This is a genomic window from Cupriavidus sp. DF5525 (assembly GCF_040149425.2).
Classification (GTDB): domain Bacteria; phylum Pseudomonadota; class Gammaproteobacteria; order Burkholderiales; family Burkholderiaceae; genus Cupriavidus; species Cupriavidus pickettii_A.
Map to the genome: position 1 here is coordinate 103,891 of NZ_CP168265.1, position 17,378 is coordinate 121,268.

Annotated in this window: 18 protein-coding genes; 15 read left to right on the top strand and 3 right to left on the bottom strand. The window is 67.0% G+C overall.

Going from position 1 to position 17,378, the window contains the following annotated elements; all coding sequences use genetic code 11:
- Nucleotides 1–18 precede the first annotated feature (18 nt).
- From ABNX08_RS00505 to ABNX08_RS00515, 3 genes are all read left to right on the top strand, one after another.
- A complete protein-coding gene (locus ABNX08_RS00505) occupies nucleotides 19–951 on the top strand; it encodes a DUF3108 domain-containing protein (protein ID WP_051369834.1) in 933 nt (310 codons plus the stop codon).
- A gap of 50 nt (nucleotides 952–1,001) precedes the next feature.
- The gene (gene pcaD, locus ABNX08_RS00510; RefSeq protein WP_022533210.1) at nucleotides 1,002–1,844 is read left to right on the top strand and encodes a 3-oxoadipate enol-lactonase; all 843 of its coding nucleotides are present in this window, start codon (nucleotides 1,002–1,004) and stop codon (nucleotides 1,842–1,844) included.
- A 225-nt stretch (nucleotides 1,845–2,069) separates the two neighbouring features.
- Nucleotides 2,070–2,327 carry a DUF3567 domain-containing protein gene (locus tag ABNX08_RS00515; protein ID WP_018314386.1) on the top strand — a complete coding sequence of 86 codons (258 nt, stop codon included), beginning with the start codon at nucleotides 2,070–2,072 and terminating at the stop codon, nucleotides 2,325–2,327.
- 72 nt (nucleotides 2,328–2,399) lie between these two features.
- On the opposite strand, the gene ABNX08_RS00520 is transcribed toward ABNX08_RS00515, so the two are convergent.
- Complete coding sequence (locus ABNX08_RS00520) at nucleotides 2,400–2,792, bottom strand: rhodanese-like domain-containing protein (RefSeq protein WP_041681203.1); 393 nt, start codon at nucleotides 2,790–2,792, stop codon at nucleotides 2,400–2,402.
- A 215-nt stretch (nucleotides 2,793–3,007) separates the two neighbouring features.
- Between ABNX08_RS00520 and ABNX08_RS00525 the strand changes: the two genes are divergently transcribed.
- From ABNX08_RS00525 to ABNX08_RS00545, 5 genes are all read left to right on the top strand, one after another.
- On the top strand, nucleotides 3,008–4,066 hold the full coding sequence (locus ABNX08_RS00525) for a homocysteine S-methyltransferase family protein (RefSeq protein ID WP_022533212.1): 1,059 nt from the start codon (nucleotides 3,008–3,010) through the stop codon (nucleotides 4,064–4,066).
- Nucleotides 4,067–4,083: 17 nt separating this feature from the next.
- Nucleotides 4,084–6,831 carry a methionine synthase gene (gene metH / locus ABNX08_RS00530; RefSeq protein ID WP_022533213.1) on the top strand — a complete coding sequence of 916 codons (2,748 nt, stop codon included), beginning with the start codon at nucleotides 4,084–4,086 and terminating at the stop codon, nucleotides 6,829–6,831.
- Between the two features lie 266 nt (nucleotides 6,832–7,097).
- Nucleotides 7,098–7,532: a hypothetical protein gene (locus ABNX08_RS00535; RefSeq protein ID WP_022533214.1), complete on the top strand. Its 435-nt coding sequence runs from the start codon at nucleotides 7,098–7,100 to the stop codon at nucleotides 7,530–7,532.
- Between the two features lie 361 nt (nucleotides 7,533–7,893).
- Entirely contained in the window at nucleotides 7,894–8,526 is a 633-nt protein-coding gene (locus ABNX08_RS00540; RefSeq protein ID WP_022533215.1) for a response regulator transcription factor, read from the top strand.
- 45 nt (nucleotides 8,527–8,571) lie between these two features.
- Complete coding sequence (locus ABNX08_RS00545) at nucleotides 8,572–8,979, top strand: response regulator (protein WP_022533216.1); 408 nt, start codon at nucleotides 8,572–8,574, stop codon at nucleotides 8,977–8,979.
- 77 nt (nucleotides 8,980–9,056) lie between these two features.
- Here ABNX08_RS00545 and ABNX08_RS00550 read toward each other — a convergent pair whose 3' ends face one another.
- Complete coding sequence (locus tag ABNX08_RS00550) at nucleotides 9,057–10,460, bottom strand: CHASE3 domain-containing protein (protein WP_022533217.1); 1,404 nt, start codon at nucleotides 10,458–10,460, stop codon at nucleotides 9,057–9,059.
- A 294-nt stretch (nucleotides 10,461–10,754) separates the two neighbouring features.
- On the opposite strand from ABNX08_RS00550, the gene ABNX08_RS00555 reads away from it, so the two are divergent.
- Both ABNX08_RS00555 and ABNX08_RS00560 read left to right on the top strand, forming a co-directional pair.
- Entirely contained in the window at nucleotides 10,755–10,922 is a 168-nt protein-coding gene (locus tag ABNX08_RS00555) for a DUF1328 domain-containing protein (RefSeq protein ID WP_010812883.1), read from the top strand.
- Between the two features lie 52 nt (nucleotides 10,923–10,974).
- Complete coding sequence (locus ABNX08_RS00560; RefSeq protein ID WP_022533218.1) at nucleotides 10,975–11,403, top strand: DUF883 family protein; 429 nt, start codon at nucleotides 10,975–10,977, stop codon at nucleotides 11,401–11,403.
- A gap of 162 nt (nucleotides 11,404–11,565) precedes the next feature.
- Here the strand turns inward: ABNX08_RS00560 and ABNX08_RS00565 are convergent, their stop codons facing one another.
- Nucleotides 11,566–11,889 (bottom strand): DUF1840 domain-containing protein, encoded by a 324-nt coding sequence (locus ABNX08_RS00565; RefSeq protein ID WP_022533219.1) that lies wholly within the window; start codon nucleotides 11,887–11,889, stop codon nucleotides 11,566–11,568.
- A 279-nt stretch (nucleotides 11,890–12,168) separates the two neighbouring features.
- Between ABNX08_RS00565 and argS the strand changes: the two genes are divergently transcribed.
- From argS to ABNX08_RS00590, 5 genes are all read left to right on the top strand, one after another.
- Nucleotides 12,169–13,956 (top strand): arginine--tRNA ligase, encoded by a 1,788-nt coding sequence (gene argS / locus ABNX08_RS00570; protein ID WP_022533220.1) that lies wholly within the window; start codon nucleotides 12,169–12,171, stop codon nucleotides 13,954–13,956.
- A gap of 126 nt (nucleotides 13,957–14,082) precedes the next feature.
- Nucleotides 14,083–14,790 (top strand): SPOR domain-containing protein, encoded by a 708-nt coding sequence (locus ABNX08_RS00575; protein ID WP_022533221.1) that lies wholly within the window; start codon nucleotides 14,083–14,085, stop codon nucleotides 14,788–14,790.
- Nucleotides 14,791–14,971: 181 nt separating this feature from the next.
- Complete coding sequence (locus tag ABNX08_RS00580; protein WP_022533222.1) at nucleotides 14,972–15,607, top strand: thiol:disulfide interchange protein DsbA/DsbL; 636 nt, start codon at nucleotides 14,972–14,974, stop codon at nucleotides 15,605–15,607.
- Between the two features lie 121 nt (nucleotides 15,608–15,728).
- Nucleotides 15,729–16,532, top strand: a complete 804-nt coding sequence (locus ABNX08_RS00585) for an SDR family oxidoreductase (protein ID WP_022533223.1) — start codon at nucleotides 15,729–15,731, stop codon at nucleotides 16,530–16,532.
- A gap of 2 nt (nucleotides 16,533–16,534) precedes the next feature.
- The gene (locus tag ABNX08_RS00590) at nucleotides 16,535–17,371 is read left to right on the top strand and encodes a helical backbone metal receptor (protein ID WP_022533224.1); all 837 of its coding nucleotides are present in this window, start codon (nucleotides 16,535–16,537) and stop codon (nucleotides 17,369–17,371) included.
- The last annotated feature ends 7 nt before the right edge of the window (nucleotides 17,372–17,378 follow it).

The window sequence follows — 17,378 nt, forward strand, 5'->3', positions numbered from 1 at the left end:
GTGGTGGGCTTCGTGCGCATGCCGGGGCCGCTGATCCCGGTGGACGTCAGCAACACGCCCACGTTGGAGGCGGTCCTGCTGCCACCACCCAAGCCGCCCGCCCCGCCCAGGCCGCTGCACGCCCCACGTCCGCGCCCGAAACCGGCCGCGCCGGCCCCGGCTCCCGAAACGCAAGAGACGCCTGCGCCACCCCTTGCCACCAGCCCGCACGGCCCGGCCGAGATGGCATCCGGTATGGGTGGCGAAGGCACCGCAGCCGGACCCGCGGTGGCGCAACCCGCCGCACCGAATGGTGGGGGTGCCCCGGACGGCACCCGTTACAACGCGCCGCCATCGGCCACCATGCACTACGCCAGCTTCGTCAACGGCGTGCAGAACCCGGACGGCCTGATCCGCTGGGAGCAGGACGGCAAGCGCTACCGGCTCGCGGTCGAGACCCGTGTGCTGTGGTTCAAGTTTGCCTTCCAAAGCAGCGGCGCGATGGCCGAGCAGGGACTATTGCCCGAGCGCTACGAAGAGCGCCGCCGCAACAAGCTGGAGAGCTCGCGCTTCGACCCCGCGACCGGCATCGCCGTGCTGGCCTCGGGCAGCCAGGCGCAGTTCCCGCCCGGGGCGCAAGACCGCTTCAGTGTGTTCCTGCAACTGGTAGGCCTGGTGCGCGGCAATCCGCAGCGCTACGTCACGCCAGGTGTGACGGAACAGTTCCTTGTGGCCGACACGCGCGATGTGGAACCCATGCAAGTGCAGTATGTTGGAGAGGATGACATCGATACGGGCCATGGCGTGATACGTGCCAAGCACTTCGTGCGGCTGCAGCGCCGCGCCAACGACCGCCGGCGCGTCGAACTGTGGCTGGCCCAGTCGCTCGGCTGGATGCCGGTGCGGCTGCGCCAGACCGAGCCCGACGGGACCCAGATCGACCTGGTATATCGCGGCGCCGAGGGCCAGTAGCCGGCGCGCCGACACTGACTGACGCATTGCCAACAGCAAGGAGCCCAGCCATGACCGTTGCCATGCCACCCGCCGAAACCCACCGCATCCGCGCCGATGGCGCCGACATCTATGTGCGGCTGGACGGTGCCGACGGGCCGTGGGTGATCCTGGCCCACGCGCTGGGCGCCAACCACACGCTGTGGGACGCCACCGCGCAGCACCTGGCCGCGCGCTACCGCGTGGTGCGCCCCGACCTGCGCGGCCACGGCGCCAGCGATGCTCCGCTGGGGCCCTACACCATGACGCGGCTGGCCGACGATGTCATCGCGGTCATGGACGCGCTGGAGATACCGCAGGCGCATTTCTGCGGCATTTCCGTCGGCGGCATGGTCGGGCAGGCGCTTGGGCTGCGCCATGCCGAGCGGCTGTTGTCGCTGGTGCTGGTGGCCACCAACAGCCAGACGCCGATGGAAGCGCACCCGATGTGGCATAACCGCATCGGCCAGGCCGAGGCACACGGCATGGCCGGCATGGCCGACGCCACGCTGGAGCGCTGGCTTACCACCCCGTTCCGGGCGAGCCATCCTGACGAAGTGTCGCGTATCCGCGACATGCTGGTGGCTACCCAAGTGCGCGGATATGTGGGTGTGGCCGAGGCCATCATGGCTTTCGACCTGACCGGCGCGCTTTCCCGCATACATTGTCCTACGCTGGTAGTAGCAGGCGAGCAGGACCAGGGTGCCTCGGTGGCGATGGCGCAGAGCATCGCCGCCGCCATCCCCGGGGCCCGGCTGGAGGTGATGCCGCAGGCGGCGCACCTGGTGCATGTGGAGCAGCCCGAGCGCTTCCATGCCGCGCTGGACGCTTTTCTCGGCAACGCCGCATGCGGAGGCCAGTGCGACGTTCCGTGACAAGCAACACACTGATGTAAAACGCTCAAGAAACTTGTTGCATTGGCCGATGCCCAACCTATGTAAGGCAGCAAATCGTGGCAATGTGGTGACCAGCACTGGCAGCTTGATTTCCCGCGGGTCATCCCAAGTTTGGAGGTAAAGCCGCGGCGCCCCCCTCAAGGCATCAACGAGGCAAGAATCACAAGGGCATGCCGCCCATCCATGACGCCCAGGAGGTGTGCCATGCAAATGATCTACAACAGCGACAACTACTGCATCGTTGAATTCGGTGCGGATGTCGATCAGGCGCCGCTTGAGTTCGGTGGCTATGAAATCGTCGACAAGAACCTGAAGCGCGAGATTTTCCTCGGCGGCCATCTGGCCGAAAGCTTCCGCGCCGATGTGAAGCGCCTGATTGAAAGCGAGCCATCCGTGGAGGAAGTCGATGACTTCCTCGGCAAGTTCGACAATGTGATGACACACCCGCTGGTGATGCACTGAGCGGCTTTGCTTCGAATGGTCACGCCCGCTTCGGCGGGCGTTTTTGCTTTTTGCGGGTGCTGCGCGCCGCGCTCAGTACTGCTCCCATGGCAGCCCGTCATGGCGCCAGCCGTTGAGCGTATTGCGGTGGCGCTGCGCGTCGAGGTCACCCTCGAAGCCATGCAGCACATAGCAGACGTTGGAAAACCCCGCCCCTTCCAGCGCCCGCGCCGCCGCCGACGAGCGGTTGCCGCTGCGGCAGATCAGTAGCACCGGACGCGCCGAGACCTGGCCGGCCAGCTTCTTCACCACCGGTACGAAATGCGGATTGACCTCCCAGTCCGGGCCGTCGTTCCACGGCACGTTGTGGGCGCCCTTGGGATGGCCGACGAACAGGTATTCCATCTCGCTGCGGCAGTCGATGAAGAGCGTCTCGGGCGTTTGCTCCAGCAGGGCCTGGGCGTCGGCGGGGGAGAGGTATTGCATGGTCGGGAAAGGAGCGGGCGTGGAAGTGCCCATGCGGTGACGGTTACGTCTCTCAGTGTAGGCGCCAGACCGTCCGACAGGCAACCACGGGCGGCCGCAAGGCCTTGATACACCTGATAAAATCGCTTCTCTTTGGCCAGCATCGGCCACAGCCGCGGCCCACCGTCGTGCCACCATCGGTCGACGGGCGGCTCGCCTTTCCAGAGTTCCCCGCCATGAGTGCCCCTGAATCCCGCGCCACGCCGCGCCCCTACACCCGGGCTGCCGAGCTGCCCCGGCTGCTGCAAGAACGCATCCTGATCCTGGATGGCGCCATGGGCACCATGATCCAGCGCTACAAGCTGACCGAGGCGGACTACCGCGGCGAACGCTTTGCCGAACACAAGGTGGACGTCAAGGGCAACAACGAACTGCTGCTGCTGACGCGCCCGCAGGTCATCAGCGAGATCCACGAGCAATACCTGGCTGCCGGCGCCGACCTGATCGAGACCAATACCTTCGGCGCTACCCGCGTGGCGCAGGAAGACTACAAGATGGCCGACCTGGCGTACGAGATGAACGTCGAGGCCGCGCGCCTGGCGCGCGCCGCCTGCGACAAGTACAGCACGCCCGACAAGCCGCGCTTTGTTGCCGGCGCCTTCGGCCCCACGCCCAAGACCGCCAGCATCTCGCCCGACGTCAACGACCCGGGCGCGCGCAACGTGACCTTCGAAGAGCTGCGCGTCTCATACTACGAGCAGGGCAAGGCCTTGCTCGAAGGCGGCGCCGATGTGTTCCTGGTCGAGACCATCTTCGACACGCTCAACGCCAAGGCGGCACTGTTCGCCATCGACCAGCTCTTTGAGGACACCGGCGAACGCGTGCCGGTGATGATCTCGGGCACCGTCACCGATGCCTCGGGCCGCATCCTGTCGGGCCAGACAGTGGAAGCGTTCTGGAACAGCCTGCGCCACGCCCGGCCGATCACCTTCGGCCTGAACTGCGCGCTTGGCGCCACGCTGATGCGCCCGTATATCGCCGAACTGGCCAAGGTTTGTGATGCCGCGGTGTCGTGCTACCCCAACGCGGGTTTGCCGAACCCGATGAGCGACACGGGCTTCGACGAAACGCCTGAAGTCACTTCGTCGCTGGTGGAAGAATTCGCCGCTTCCGGCCTGGTGAACCTGGTGGGCGGCTGCTGTGGCACCACCCCCGAGCATATCGCCGCCATCGCCCAGCGCGTGGCAGATAAGACCCCCCGCACCTGGCCCGGCCAGTATCGCGACGCCGCCTGAGCCCGGAGCCTGAGAACATGAGCGACAACAAACTGCCCCCCCGCCCGATGCGCCTCTCGGGCCTCGAGCCCTTCACCATCGACGACGACACGCTGTTCGTCAACGTCGGCGAACGCACCAACGTGACCGGCTCCAAGGCCTTCGCGCGCATGATCCTGAACGGCCAGTTCGACGAGGCGCTGGCGGTGGCGCGCCAGCAGGTCGAGAACGGCGCGCAGGTCATCGACATCAATATGGACGAGGCCATGCTGGACTCGAAGGCCGCGATGGTTCGCTTCCTGAACCTGATCGCTTCCGAGCCGGACATCGCGCGCGTGCCGATCATGATCGACTCGTCCAAGTGGGAAGTGATCGAGGCCGGCCTGCAGTGCGTGCAGGGCAAGCCGGTGGTGAACTCGATCTCGCTGAAAGAGGGCGAGGAGCAGTTCCGCCACCACGCCGAGCTGATCCGCCGCTATGGCGCGGCCAGCGTGGTGATGGCCTTCGACGAGAAGGGCCAGGCCGACACGTATGAGCGCAAGACCGAGATCTGCAAGCGCAGCTATGACATCCTGGTCAATGAAGTCGGCTTCCCGCCGGAAGACATCATCTTCGACCCGAATATCTTCGCGGTCGCGACCGGCATCGAGGAACACAACAACTACGCGGTCGACTTCATCAACGCCACGCGCTGGATCAAGCAGAACCTGCCGTACGCCAAAGTGAGCGGCGGCGTGTCCAACGTGTCGTTCTCGTTCCGCGGCAACGACACGGTGCGCGAGGCGATCCACACCGTGTTCCTCTACCACGCTATCGGCGCGGGCATGGACATGGGCATCGTCAACGCCGGCCAGCTCGGCGTGTACGACCAGCTCGATCCCGAGCTGCGCGAGCGCGTGGAAGACGTGGTCCTCAACCGTCGCGAAGATTCCACCGATCGCCTGCTGGAGATTGCAGACCGCTACAAGGGCGGCGGCGCGAAGAAGGAAGAGAACCTGGCCTGGCGCGGCACGCCCGAGCAGCCGGTGCCGGTGGGCGAACGCCTGGCGCACGCGCTGGTGCATGGCATTAACACCTTTATCGTCGAAGACACCGAGGAAGTTCGCCAGCAAGTCGAGGCGCGCGGCGGCCGTCCGATCGAGGTGATCGAAGGCCCGCTGATGGATGGCATGAACATCGTCGGCGACCTGTTCGGCGCCGGCAAGATGTTCCTGCCGCAGGTGGTCAAGAGCGCCCGCGTGATGAAGCAGGCGGTGGCGCACCTGCTGCCCTACATCGAGGAAGAGAAGCGCCTGCTGGCCGAGGCCGGCGGCGACGTCAAGGCGCGCGGCAAGATCGTGATCGCCACGGTCAAGGGCGATGTGCACGACATCGGCAAGAACATCGTGTCGGTGGTGCTCCAGTGCAATAACTTCGAGGTGGTCAACATGGGCGTGATGGTCCCGTGCAACGAGATCCTGGCCAAGGCCAAGGTCGAGGGCGCGGACATCGTCGGCCTGTCGGGCCTGATCACGCCGTCGCTCGAAGAGATGGCCTACGTCGCCTCGGAGATGCAGCGCGACGACTACTTCCGCGTAAAGAAGATCCCGCTGCTGATCGGCGGCGCCACCACCTCGCGCGTGCATACCGCGGTCAAGATCGCGCCCAACTATGAAGGTCCGGTGGTGTACGTGCCGGACGCCTCGCGCTCGGTCAGCGTGGCCTCGAGCCTGCTGTCGGATGACGGCGCGGCCAAGTACCTGGACGAGCTGAAGGCCGACTACGACCGCATCCGCACCCAGCACGCCAACAAGAAAGCCACGCCGATGGTGACGCTGGCGCAGGCACGCGCGAACAAGACGCCGCTCGACTGGAGCGGCTACGTGCCGCACAAGCCCAAGTTCATCGGCCGGCGCGTGTTCCGCAACTACGACCTGGCCGAACTCGCCAACTACATCGACTGGGGCCCGTTCTTCCAGACCTGGGACCTGGCCGGCAAATTCCCCGACATTCTCAACGACGAGATCGTCGGCGAATCGGCGCGCCGCGTGTTCTCGGACGGCAAGGCCATGCTGTCGCGCCTGATCCAGGGGCGCTGGCTGACCGCCAACGGCGTGATCGCGCTGCTGCCGGCCAACACCGTCAACGACGACGATATCGAGATCTACACCGATGAGACCCGCAGCAAGGTCGCGCTGACCTGGCACAACGTGCGCCAGCAGAGCGAGCGCCCGGTGGTGGACGGCGTGCGCCGCCCGAACCGCTGCCTGGCGGACTTCGTGGCACCGAAGGACAGCGGCATCGCCGACTACGTCGGCATGTTCGCGGTCACCGCGGGCCTGGGCGTGGACAAGAAGGAAGCGCAGTTCGAAGCCGACCACGACGACTACAGCGCGATCATGCTCAAGTCGTTGGCCGACCGCCTAGCCGAGGCCTTCGCCGAATGCCTGCACGAGCGTGTGCGCAAGGACCTGTGGGGCTATGACGCGGGCGAACAGCTCAGCAACGAGCAGCTGATTGCCGAGTCGTACCGCGGCATCCGCCCCGCGCCCGGCTATCCGGCCTGTCCAGAGCACACCGTCAAGGGCCCGATGTTCGAATTCCTCGACGCGGCCGAGATCGGCATGGGCATCACCGAGTCGCTGGCAATGACCCCGGCCGCTTCGGTCAGCGGCTTCTACCTGGCGCATCCCGACTCGACCTACTTCACCATCGGCAAGATCGGCCAGGACCAGCTCGACGACATGGCGGCGCGCCGCCATGAAGACCGCTCGACGCTGGAGCGCGCACTCGCGCCCAACCTGTAACCGCGTGCGACGGCGGGGCGGTGCCGATATCGGCACCGCCCCGCTGCGCGGGGCCTTGATGCAGCAGGGAAAACCAGCGTGGCAGGCCGCATCCGCCGCATGTCGGCGTTGTTTGCGGCGCAACACAACTCCTTACACAGCCTTTCAACTCCTCACAGACCGGTGCAGCCCCGGTCCCTAGACTGAGGGCTCGATTCACGCAAACACCACGGCGTGAACACCGCAGCGAATGTTTCGTTGCGGGGCACCCTGAAAGGAGTCCTTCCATGAAGAAACTGCTGATCTCCCTGTCCGCTCTGTCGCTCGCCGCTGCTTCCTCGCTCGCCATGGCACAAGGCACCGGCGTCTCCGTGGGTACGAAGGCCGATGCGGGCGCTTCGGTGAACGCAGCGCCGGCAACTGGCGCCGCGCAGTCGGGCCTGTCCACCGCGGGCAGCGCGGCCGAGAAGGGCCTGTCGACCGCCGGTGCGGCAACTGACAAGGGCCTGTCGGCAGCGGGTACGGCAGCGGACAAGGGCCTGTCGACCGCCGGCGCGGCGGTAGACAAGACCACCGGCGCCGCGGCCGACACCACGGGTGCGGCCAAGGCCGAGGCCGGCAGCAAGGCCAAGTCCGGCAAGCACGCCGCCAAGTCGACCAAGAAGTCGAAGGCCGACGCCAGCGTGGGCGTGGGTGCCGAAGCAGGCGCCAAGGCGCAGTAATCCCCTGCAGTACTAGCCCTCTGCAGTCACCGGCGCCAGGACCCTCCCGGGATTCTCCCAACCCCTGACGCGCCGCAGCAAAGCGGGACGGATCGCATCCGTCCCGCTTTGCGTTTGTGCGTGCGCTGGTGCGTGCAATTGTGCGCGGCGATCCGGCAAGCCGGCACCCGGCGCGGCGTGCGTGCCGCCTGGCCCGTGCCCCATGTGCTGCGTACGCGTTGTGGCCGCACGTCATTGTCAGCCTGACACTGACAGCCCGCGCGCGCGGCCGGCACTACAATGACAGCAACGCAAGCGGTTCCGCCTGCACCCCGACGTGCACCGGGCAGTGTGCCGGTCCGTTCTATCCGTGGAGCCCCACATGATCCGCGTCCTGATCGCTGACGATCACGAGATTGTGCGTGCCGGGCTGCGCCAGTTCATTTCCGAAGAGCCCGACATCCAGGTGACAGGCGAAGCCGGAAGCGGCGACCAAGTCATGGCGAAGCTGCGCGACGCCGAGTTCGATGTCCTAGTTCTCGACATTTCGATGCCTGACCGCAATGGCATCGACGTGCTCAAGCTGATCCGCCAGCGCAAGCCCGACCTGCCCGTCCTGATCCTGTCCACCTACCCGGAAGACCAGTACGCGATCAACCTGATCCGTGCCGGCGCCTCCGGCTACCTGACCAAGGAGAGCGCCCCGGACGACCTGGTCAAGGCCATCCGCACGGTGGCCCAGGGGCGGCGTTACGTGAGCGCGACCGTGGCCGACCTGCTGATCGGCGGGCTCGACAAGCCCACCGAGCAGCCGGTGCACCAGATGCTGTCCGAGCGCGAGTTCCAGATCTTCTGCAAGCTTTCGCGCGGGCAGTCCGTGTCGGTGATCGCCGACGAACTGTTTCTCAGCGTCAAGACCGTCAGTACCTATCGTTCCCGCATCCTCGAAAAAATGGGCATGAAGACCAACGCGGACCTGACTTACTACGCCATCAAAAACGGCCTGGTCGAGTAGCAGCCCGCGGCTGGGCTGTGCCGAACCGGGCGAGCAACCTTGAATATGTCGGAGCAGGCTTCGAACACTTCCTACCGGGCGCTGAGCATACTGCTGATTGAAGACTCGGCGGTCCTGCGAGGCATGCTGCTCGAATACCTGAAAGACTTCTCGTTTATCGAGAACGTGGACTGGGCCGATACCGAGGCGATGGCCCTGCGCCTGCTCGCGGCCGGCAAGTACGATGTCGCCATTGTCGACCTGCAGCTGCGCCAGGGTAACGGCATCAATGTGCTGCGCGCGATGCAGCGCAACGGCTCCGGCACGGTGCGCATCGTCTACACCAACCATGCCCAGGTCGACATGTACCGGCGCCAGTGCGCCGAGGCCGGGGCGGACTACTTCTTCGACAAGTCGCTCGAACTGGAGCAGGTGTTCCGCGTGATCGAGGAACACGCGGCGCCCGCGCCCTGATACCAGGCGGCGCGATGCACGTCCGTGCGCCCGGCCACGCAGGCCGCGCGCGTCTCGCTTGATTCCTGCCTCGCCCCTCAGGCGCGCGCCGGCTCCTGGCTTTCCGGTTCCTCCGCCGGCTGCAGCACCGACGCCGTCAGCGGCACCTCGACATGGATGCGTACGCCCGAGTGCGCCGCGGAATCGATCTGCATGCTGCCGCCCAGCGCGGTGACGCGCTGCTCCATGCCCAGCAGCCCGTGGTGGCCTGAGGTGCTGACCGCGTCGAAGTCGGGCGGCATGCCCTTGCCATCGTCGCGCACGGTCAGCGTCAGCCGGTCGTCGTGGCATTCCAGGCAGACGTCGATGCGCTTCGCCTCGGAGTACTTGCTGGCGTTGGTCAGCGATTCCTGCACGATCCGGTACAGCGCGATGGCAGCCTCGTCGCGCAGCGGCGGCAGGTCCTCGGGCACGCTGACCCCGGTTTCCCAGTTGTTGCGCGCGCCTACTTCCTCCACCAGCTGGCACACCGCCGCGCGCAGACCCAGGTTGAGCAGCACCGTCGGGCGCAGGTCCTCGATCAGGCGGCGCTTGATCTGGATGCCCTGGTCCACGTGCAGCATCACGCGCGTGAGCCGCTCGGCGGCCACCGCGTGTTCCTGCTGTATCTGACGGCGCACCCAGTGCAGGTCCAGCTTGATCGCGGTCAGGATCGCGCCCAGCTCGTCGTGCAGCTCGCGCGCCAGGCGCGTTTTCTCGTCTTCGGTCACGCGCTGCAGGTGGCCCGCCAGTGCCGACAGCTGGCGCGTGCGCGCGCGCACCTTGCGGTCCAGCTTCACGCTTTCCTCTTCCAGCTGGGTGCGCGCCGCCTCGGCCATCGACAGCCGCTTGGCATGGCCCACGCCCACGGCCATCAGCAGGATGATGTTGATCGCCGTCAGCAGGCCGATGCCGTAGCGCGACAGCTGCACATCGTTCTCGGCGCCTTCGAGCCGGTGCGAAACCGAGCCCGCCTCGCGCGCCTGCAGCTGGTCCAGCCCGCGGCGCGCGTTGTCCATGGTCTGCTTGCCGTAGTCGGTGCGGATCAGCTCCAGCGCCACTTCCAGGTCGCGCTTGCCGTACACCAGCGTCAGCGCCATTTCGTTGAGCTTGCTGTTGATCAGCTTGGAGGTGTCGCCGAAGAGCTTCAGCGCCTCCGGGTCGTTGGCGTAGTCGGCGCGGACCTGCGCCATCAGCTCGGCAATGCGGGGCAGGGCCTTGTAGTACGGCTCCAGGTAGCTTTCCTTGCCGGTCAGCAGGAAGCCGCGCTGACCCGCCTCGGCGTTGACCAGCTCGCCGTTGAGCGCGGCCAGCTCGGTCTGCACGCGCTGCGAACGAATCACGTCGGTATAGCTTTCGCGCAGGCGGATATTGCCGGTCTCGGACGCCACCAGCACTACCAGCGTCAGGACGATGCCGCCCGCGAGCAGCAGCGTGTGGGGAAGGAAGGACTGCTTGAACATAGGGCAATTCCTGTAGTGGAGGCGCGCCGCCTGCCCGCGCAGCGCCAGGGAGCGCTTATGGAATCACATCGATTGCCATGGGGCAACAGCGGCGCCGTGGTTGCGCGGCCACGGCGCTGTCGGGGCTATAGGGTGGTTGTAGGACTCGGCTGACAGCGGAATCGGCTCCCTGTCGGTATTGGCGCGCCGGCTGGCTTCCTACGATGAGGCTATGAGCTTGCACCGCTTGGCGCAAGCCCTCACATGGGCCCGGCCAGTGCGCTGGCGTGGTCCGACATTTTCCGGAGCCTAGCCATGCTGCAGTATGCACTCGTATTTTTCGTCATTGCCCTGATCGCCGCGATCTTCGGCTTCGGCGGTATTGCCGCCGGTGCAGTGGAAATCGCCAAGATCCTGTTCTTCATCTTCCTGGTCGTGGCGCTGGTTGCGGCCGTGATGGGCCTGGTCCGCAGAGGACGCTAAGTACCGGCCGCGAGCCGGTTTCTCCCCGCCGACCGACACCTGAGGAGCCCGTATGCTGACGCAGAACCCGAAAGTCCGAAAGGAACTGAACCACTTGTCCGACAGTGCCGACAGCGCTATCAGCCATATCAAGCACGCCGCGCGCGACACGCGCGAAGCGGCGGCGCCGGTATCGGGCGAGGTCAAGGCCCTGATCACCCAGCTGGAGCACACCATTCAAGTGCTGGCGCACGAAGGCTCGGCCGAGAGCCTGCGTGCGGGGCAGCGCCTGCGCGAACGGGCCTCGGAAATGGCCCAGCGCCTGCGCGCCCAGACCACCGACGGCGTGATGCGCGCACGCGAACGCATGGACGGTGCCGTGGAGCACTCGCGCCAGCGTGTGGCTGAATCCCCTCTCAAGGCAGTGGCGCTCGCCGCTGCCGTGGGGGCGCTGATCGGTTTGCTGCTGGCCAACGGCCGCCACCATAGCGATGAGGAATAGGCCCGGCCAGCGATAAGACGAATGACTGGGGGCCGACGGCTCCCGGCAGGAATCCCCCTTTCCGGAACCCTCGTCCGGAAGCCCGGCAACCCTACTGCGGAGCCGGGCGTTTTTTTGTGCGCGCGGCAATCCGTGCCGGGCGCAACCGGGCGTCTTATCCCGTCACACACCCCACATCACGTTGGTCCCCTCACGCTGCGAGGCGCGCAGCATGTCCAGGAACGGGTAGGCGCGCTGGCCCAGGTGCAGCGGTTCTTCCTCTTCTTCGTCCTTGCCAGTTTCCGCTGCGACGGCCGAGTCGGCGGGATGGGGCTTGCGGGCATCGGCGACCGCGGCTTCCAGCTTGTGGATCGCGGTTGGAAGCTCTTCAACGGTGATCACCCCTCGTTCCCCGAGACGCTTGCCGATGATGCCCAGCAGCGTCATCGCCAGATCCTTCATCATGATCAGGTCCTGCGCGGCATGGGATTTGAAGGTGATCAGCATGATGTGTATTCCTTTCACGGAAGTGCGGCGCGCGGCGGTCCCGGGGGCGGGATGCCACGCCGATAGTGTCCCCGAATGTGGCCCGGATTGTGGCCCGGGGCCATCATCGCGCATGATGTCAGCATAGCACCTGATAAAATTCGGCGTTCCCGATTCCAATGCCTGTCACGCGGCGCAGCGCGGCGTTCACTGTTCCTTTGCCGTCACTTGCCGCCTTCCTGGCGACGGCGCCGCCCAAGGCGGTGCCTGAATACCTAGCCCACAGGGCTTCCGACATCCATGCTGCCTGTTCAGACCTCCAATCTCGCCGCTGCGTTCACCGATGCCGTGCGCGCGCTCGCCCCGGCCGATGCCACCCTGCCCGCCGTCACCTTCGAGCGGCCCAAGGTGGCCGCCCATGGCGACCTCGCCTGCAATGTCGCCATGCAGGTCGCGCGTGCGCTCAAGAGCAACCCGCGCGAGCTGGCGCAGCGTATCGTCGCCGCCGTGCAGGCCGACGCGCGCGCGCAGGGCCTGGTCGAGGGCCTGGAGATCGCCGGCCCCGGCTTCATCAACCTGCGCCTGACGGCCGCGGCCAAGGCCGACGTGCTGCGCGCGGTGCTGACCGAGGGCGACCACTACGGCGCGCGCGAACGCGGCGTGCACGGCCAGGTGCTGGTGGAGTTCGTCTCGGCCAACCCGACCGGCCCGCTGCACGTCGGCCACGGCCGCCAGGCGGCGCTGGGCGATGCGCTGGCCAACCTGCTGTCCTGGCAGGGCTTCCACGTGCACCGCGAGTTCTACTACAACGACGCCGGCGTGCAGATCCAGACCCTGGCGCTGTCGGTGCAGGCGCGCGCGCGCGGCCTGAAGCCGGGCGACGCCGACTGGCCCGAGGCCGCCTACAACGGCGACTACATCGCCGATATCGCCGCTGACTTCCTCGCTGGCAAGACCGTCAGCGCCTCCGATGGCGAGCCGGTCACCGCCTCGGGCAACGTCGAGGACATCGACTCGATCCGCAAGTTTGCCGTCACCTACCTGCGCAACGAGCAGGACATCGATCTGCAGGCCTTCGGCGTCAAGTTCGACCGCTACTACCTGGAGTCGTCGCTGTACAGCGACGGCCGCGTCGAAGCCGCGGTGCAGTCGCTGGTTGCCAAGGGCAAGACCTACGAGAGCGAGGGCGCGCTGTGGCTGCGCACCACCGACGACGGCGACGACAAGGACCGCGTGATGAAGAAGAGCGACGGCACCTATACGTACTTCGTGCCGGATGTGGCCTACCACACCACCAAGTGGGAGCGCGGCTTCACCAAGGTCATCAACGTGCAGGGCAGCGACCACCACGGCACCATCGCGCGCGTGCGCGCTGGCCTGCAGGGCCTGGACATGGGCATCCCGCAGGGCTACCCCGACTACGTGCTGCACAAGATGGTCACCGTGATGAAGGACGGCGAGGAGGTCAAGATCTCCAAACGCGCCGGCTCCTATGTCACCGTGCGCGACCTGATCGAATGGTCCAACGGCGGCGACGAGACTATCCGCGGCTGCCTGGAGCAGGGCGTCGCCGACTGGGCGGAGCACTTCACCCGCGGCCGCGACGCAGTGCGCTTCTTCCTGCTGTCGCGCAAGGCCGATACCGAGTTCGTGTTCGACGTCGACCTGGCGCTCAAGCAGAACGACGAGAACCCGGTGTACTACGTGCAGTACGCGCATGCCCGGATCTGCTCGATCTTCGAGTCGTGGGGTGGCGCGGACTGGGAAGGCCGCCTTGCCGAACTGGCCGGCGCCGACCTGTCGGCCGTGACCGGTCCCGAGGCCAGCGCGCAGGCGCAGGCGCTGGGCCGCCGCCTGGCGGAATTCCCGGACATGCTGTCGGCCGCCGCCGCCGAGCTGGCGCCGCACGCGGTCGCCTTCTACCTGCGCGACCTGGCTGGCGACTTCCACGCCTTCTACAACGCCGACCGCGTGCTGGTGGACGACGAGGCCGTCAAGCGCGCCCGGCTGGCGCTGCTGGCCGCCACGCGCCAGGTGCTGCGCAACGGCCTGGCGGTGATCGGCGTCTCGGCGCCGCGCCGCATGTAAGGAAGCGCCCGGCGCCACGCCGGGTGCGCAAATGGGGCCGCGCGGAGCGCGCAGCCCCGGGGAAACAGCCGGTGCTGCCCGTGGCGGCACTGGCCCTATAATCCCGGCATCACCAAAGAGGACTTCATGCAACAGCAACGCAAGCGCGACGCGCGCAAGGTCCGCCGCAGCCAGCAGCGCGGCGGTACGTTCCTGGGCCTGGTGCTCGGGCTGATCGTCGGGCTGGCCATCGCCGTGGTGGTCGCCCTGTACATCACCAAGTCGCCGACGCCGTTCCAGCAGAAGAGCGCCCCGCGGCCGAGCGAGCCCGGCAATGTCGCCAGCCAGCTCCCGCCGCCGGCCCAGCGTGCCGACGAGGGCCCGAGCGACCCCAACAAGCCGCTGTGGAGCAAGACGCCGGCCAAGCCGGTGGGCCAGGCGCCCGAGCCGGAACCGAAGCAGAACGGCCAGCAACCCCCGGTGGCCGTCGCCCGTCCGCCCGAGAAGCCGGTGGAAAAGCCCGTGGAGAAGCCGGCTGACAAGCCCGTCGCCACCAAGCCGGCCGAGAAGCCGGTGGCCGACCCGATCGCCGAGATCGCCCAGGCCGACGCCAACAAGGTGGGCTACCTGCTGCAGGTGGGCGCGTTTCGCTCGTCGGACGACGCCGACCGCCAGAAAGCCAATCTGGCGATGCAGGGCTTTGAAGCCAGGATCACCGAGCGCGACGTCAACGGCGTCAAGATGTACCGCGTGCGCATGGGGCCGTTCAATCGCATCGAGGACATGAACAAGACGCGCGAGCGGCTGCAGTCGTCGGGCTTCGAGGCCTCCGTGATCCGCTTTACCAAGCAGTAAGCCGGACCGCAGGGTCAGGCGTTATCCCGGGTGGCTGCGGCGGATTGCCGCAGCGCCTGGTGGCTGATTAATACCCGGTAACCACCGCAACACCTTGTCACGGCCGCGGCCGGCGTCCCGCTGAACCGGACGCCGCCGCCGCTGTCATACGCTCATCGTCCAAACCGCAAGGCCGCACCAAATGAAGAAACTCGCCGCACTATTCGCCATGTTCGCCGCCGTGGGCGGCCTGCTGATGTCCGCCCCGTCCCAGGCGGCGCCCGCCGAGGGCAAGGAATACCAGGTCCTGAAGACGGCCCAGCCGGTCACGCCGGGCAAGATCGAGGTCACCGAGTTCTTCTGGTACGGCTGCCCGCACTGCTTTGAATTCGAGCCCGACCTGGAAGCCTGGGTCAAGAAGCAGGGCAACAACGTGGTGTTCAAGCGCGTGCCGGTCGCCTTCCGCGACGACCTGATGCCGCACACCAAGATCTTCTATGCGCTGGAAGCCATCGGCAAGCTCGACGCGATGCACCTCAAGGTCTTCAACGCCATCCACGTCGACCGCAAGCGCATGCTCGACCCCAACGAGATCGCCGACTTCATGGCCAAGAACGGCGTGGACCGCAAGGCCTTCCTGGACGCGTACAACTCGTTCACGGTGACCACCAACTCGCAGCGCGCCAACAAGATCGCCGACGCCTACAAGATCGACGGCGTGCCGACCGTGGTGGTGCAGGGCAAGTACGTGACCTCGCCGTCGATCGCCGGCAACAAGACCAGCGCGGTCCAGGCCATGGATTACCTGGTGGAGCAGGTCAAGGCCAAGAAGATGTAATGGTTGCCGGCGGCCTCCCGCAGGCCGCTGGTTTTCTCCTCTCTCCCGCTTGCGTCGCTTGCGGGAGAGGGAGCCCACCAGTGGTATTGTCAGGGTAACCGAAACTCCCCGCACCCCGACGATGCGTCCCCTGAAAGTCTTCCTCACCGGCGCCTCCAGCGGACTAGGCCAGGCCCTCGCGCGCGAATACGCGTCGCAAGGCGCCATCCTCGGCCTGGTGGCGCGCCGCGAGGACGCGTTGCGCGAGTTCGTCGCCACGCTGCCCAACCCGGGCGCGGTGCGCGTCTATGGTGCCGATGTGCGCGACGCCGACGCCATGGCGCGCGCGGCGGAAGACTTCCTCGGCCATTTCGGCTGCCCTGACGTGGTGATTGCCAATGCCGGCGTCTCGGTCGGCACGGTCGCCAGCGAGCGCGAAGATCTCGACGCCTTCCGCCAGGTGATGGACACCAACTGGTTCGGCCTGCTGACCACCTTCCAGCCCTTCATGCATGCGATGCAGGCGCGCGAGCCCGGGCACTTCGGGCGGCGCGGCACGCTGGTGGGCATCGCCAGCGTCGCCGGCGTGCGCGGCTTGCCGGGCGCTGGCGCATACAGCGCCTCCAAGTCGGCGGTGATCAAGCTGCTGGAGAGCCTGCGCCTGGAGCAACGCGAGCACGGCATCCGCGTGGTCACGATCGCGCCGGGCTATATCCGTACGCCGATGACCGCGCACAACCCCTACCGGATGCCGTTCCTGACCGATGCCGACGTGTTCGCGCGCAAGGCGGTCCGCGTCATTGCCGCCGGACGGCGCTTCCGTGTGATTCCGTGGCCGATGGGTGTGGTGGCGGCGCTGCTGCACGTGATGCCGCGTTGGCTGTATGACGCGCTGGCCGCGGGCGCACCGCGCAAGCCCCGGCGCGCAGAAAGCCAGGAGCCCTGACCATGTGGCGCGACGCCATCGGCCAACAGCACGCCGCCGCCAGCGGCGAGGTGCGCATCGCCTCGCTGGTGCCGTCAGTGACCGAGCTGCTGTTTGCGCTCGGGCTGGGCGAGCAGATGGTGGCGCGCACCGGCTTCTGCATCCACCCGGAGCCGGCCGTGCGCGCGGTGCCCAAGGTGGGCGGCACCAAGGACGTGAAAATGGCGCGGCTGCGCGAGCTGGCGCCCACGCACGTGATGGTCAATATCGACGAGAACCGGCGCGAGACCGTGGATGAGATCCGCAGCTTCGTGCCCAACGTGATCGTCACCCATCCGTGCGCGCCGGAAGACAACCTCGGCCTGTACCGGCTGCTCGGCGGCATCTTCGGACGCCACACCCAGGCCGAGGCGCTCTGCACCGCGCTGCAAGCCGAGCTGGATGCGATCCGCGCACGCCCCTGGCCGCCGCGCCGCGTACTGTACGCAATCTGGCAGGACCCGTGGATGACGGTGTCGCGCGACACCTATATCAGCCGCATGCTGGCGCTGGCCAACTGGCAGACCTGGCCGGAGCCCGCCGACGGCACGCCGCAGGCGTGCGTCGATGGCGATTGCAGCCGCCCCAACACGCCCGGCGAACGCTATCCCACCTTCCGCTGGAGCGACGCCCTGGTGCGCGAGCTCGACCTGGTGATGCTGTCGACCGAGCCCTACCGCTTTACCGAAGACCACGCCGACGCGCTCGAGCGCCAGCTCGGCAAGCCGGTGCTGCTGGTCGATGGCGAGATGCTGTCGTGGTACGGCAGCCGCGCCGTGGACGGCGTGCACTACCTGGCGGCGCTGGCCGCCGCCAACTAGGGTCCCG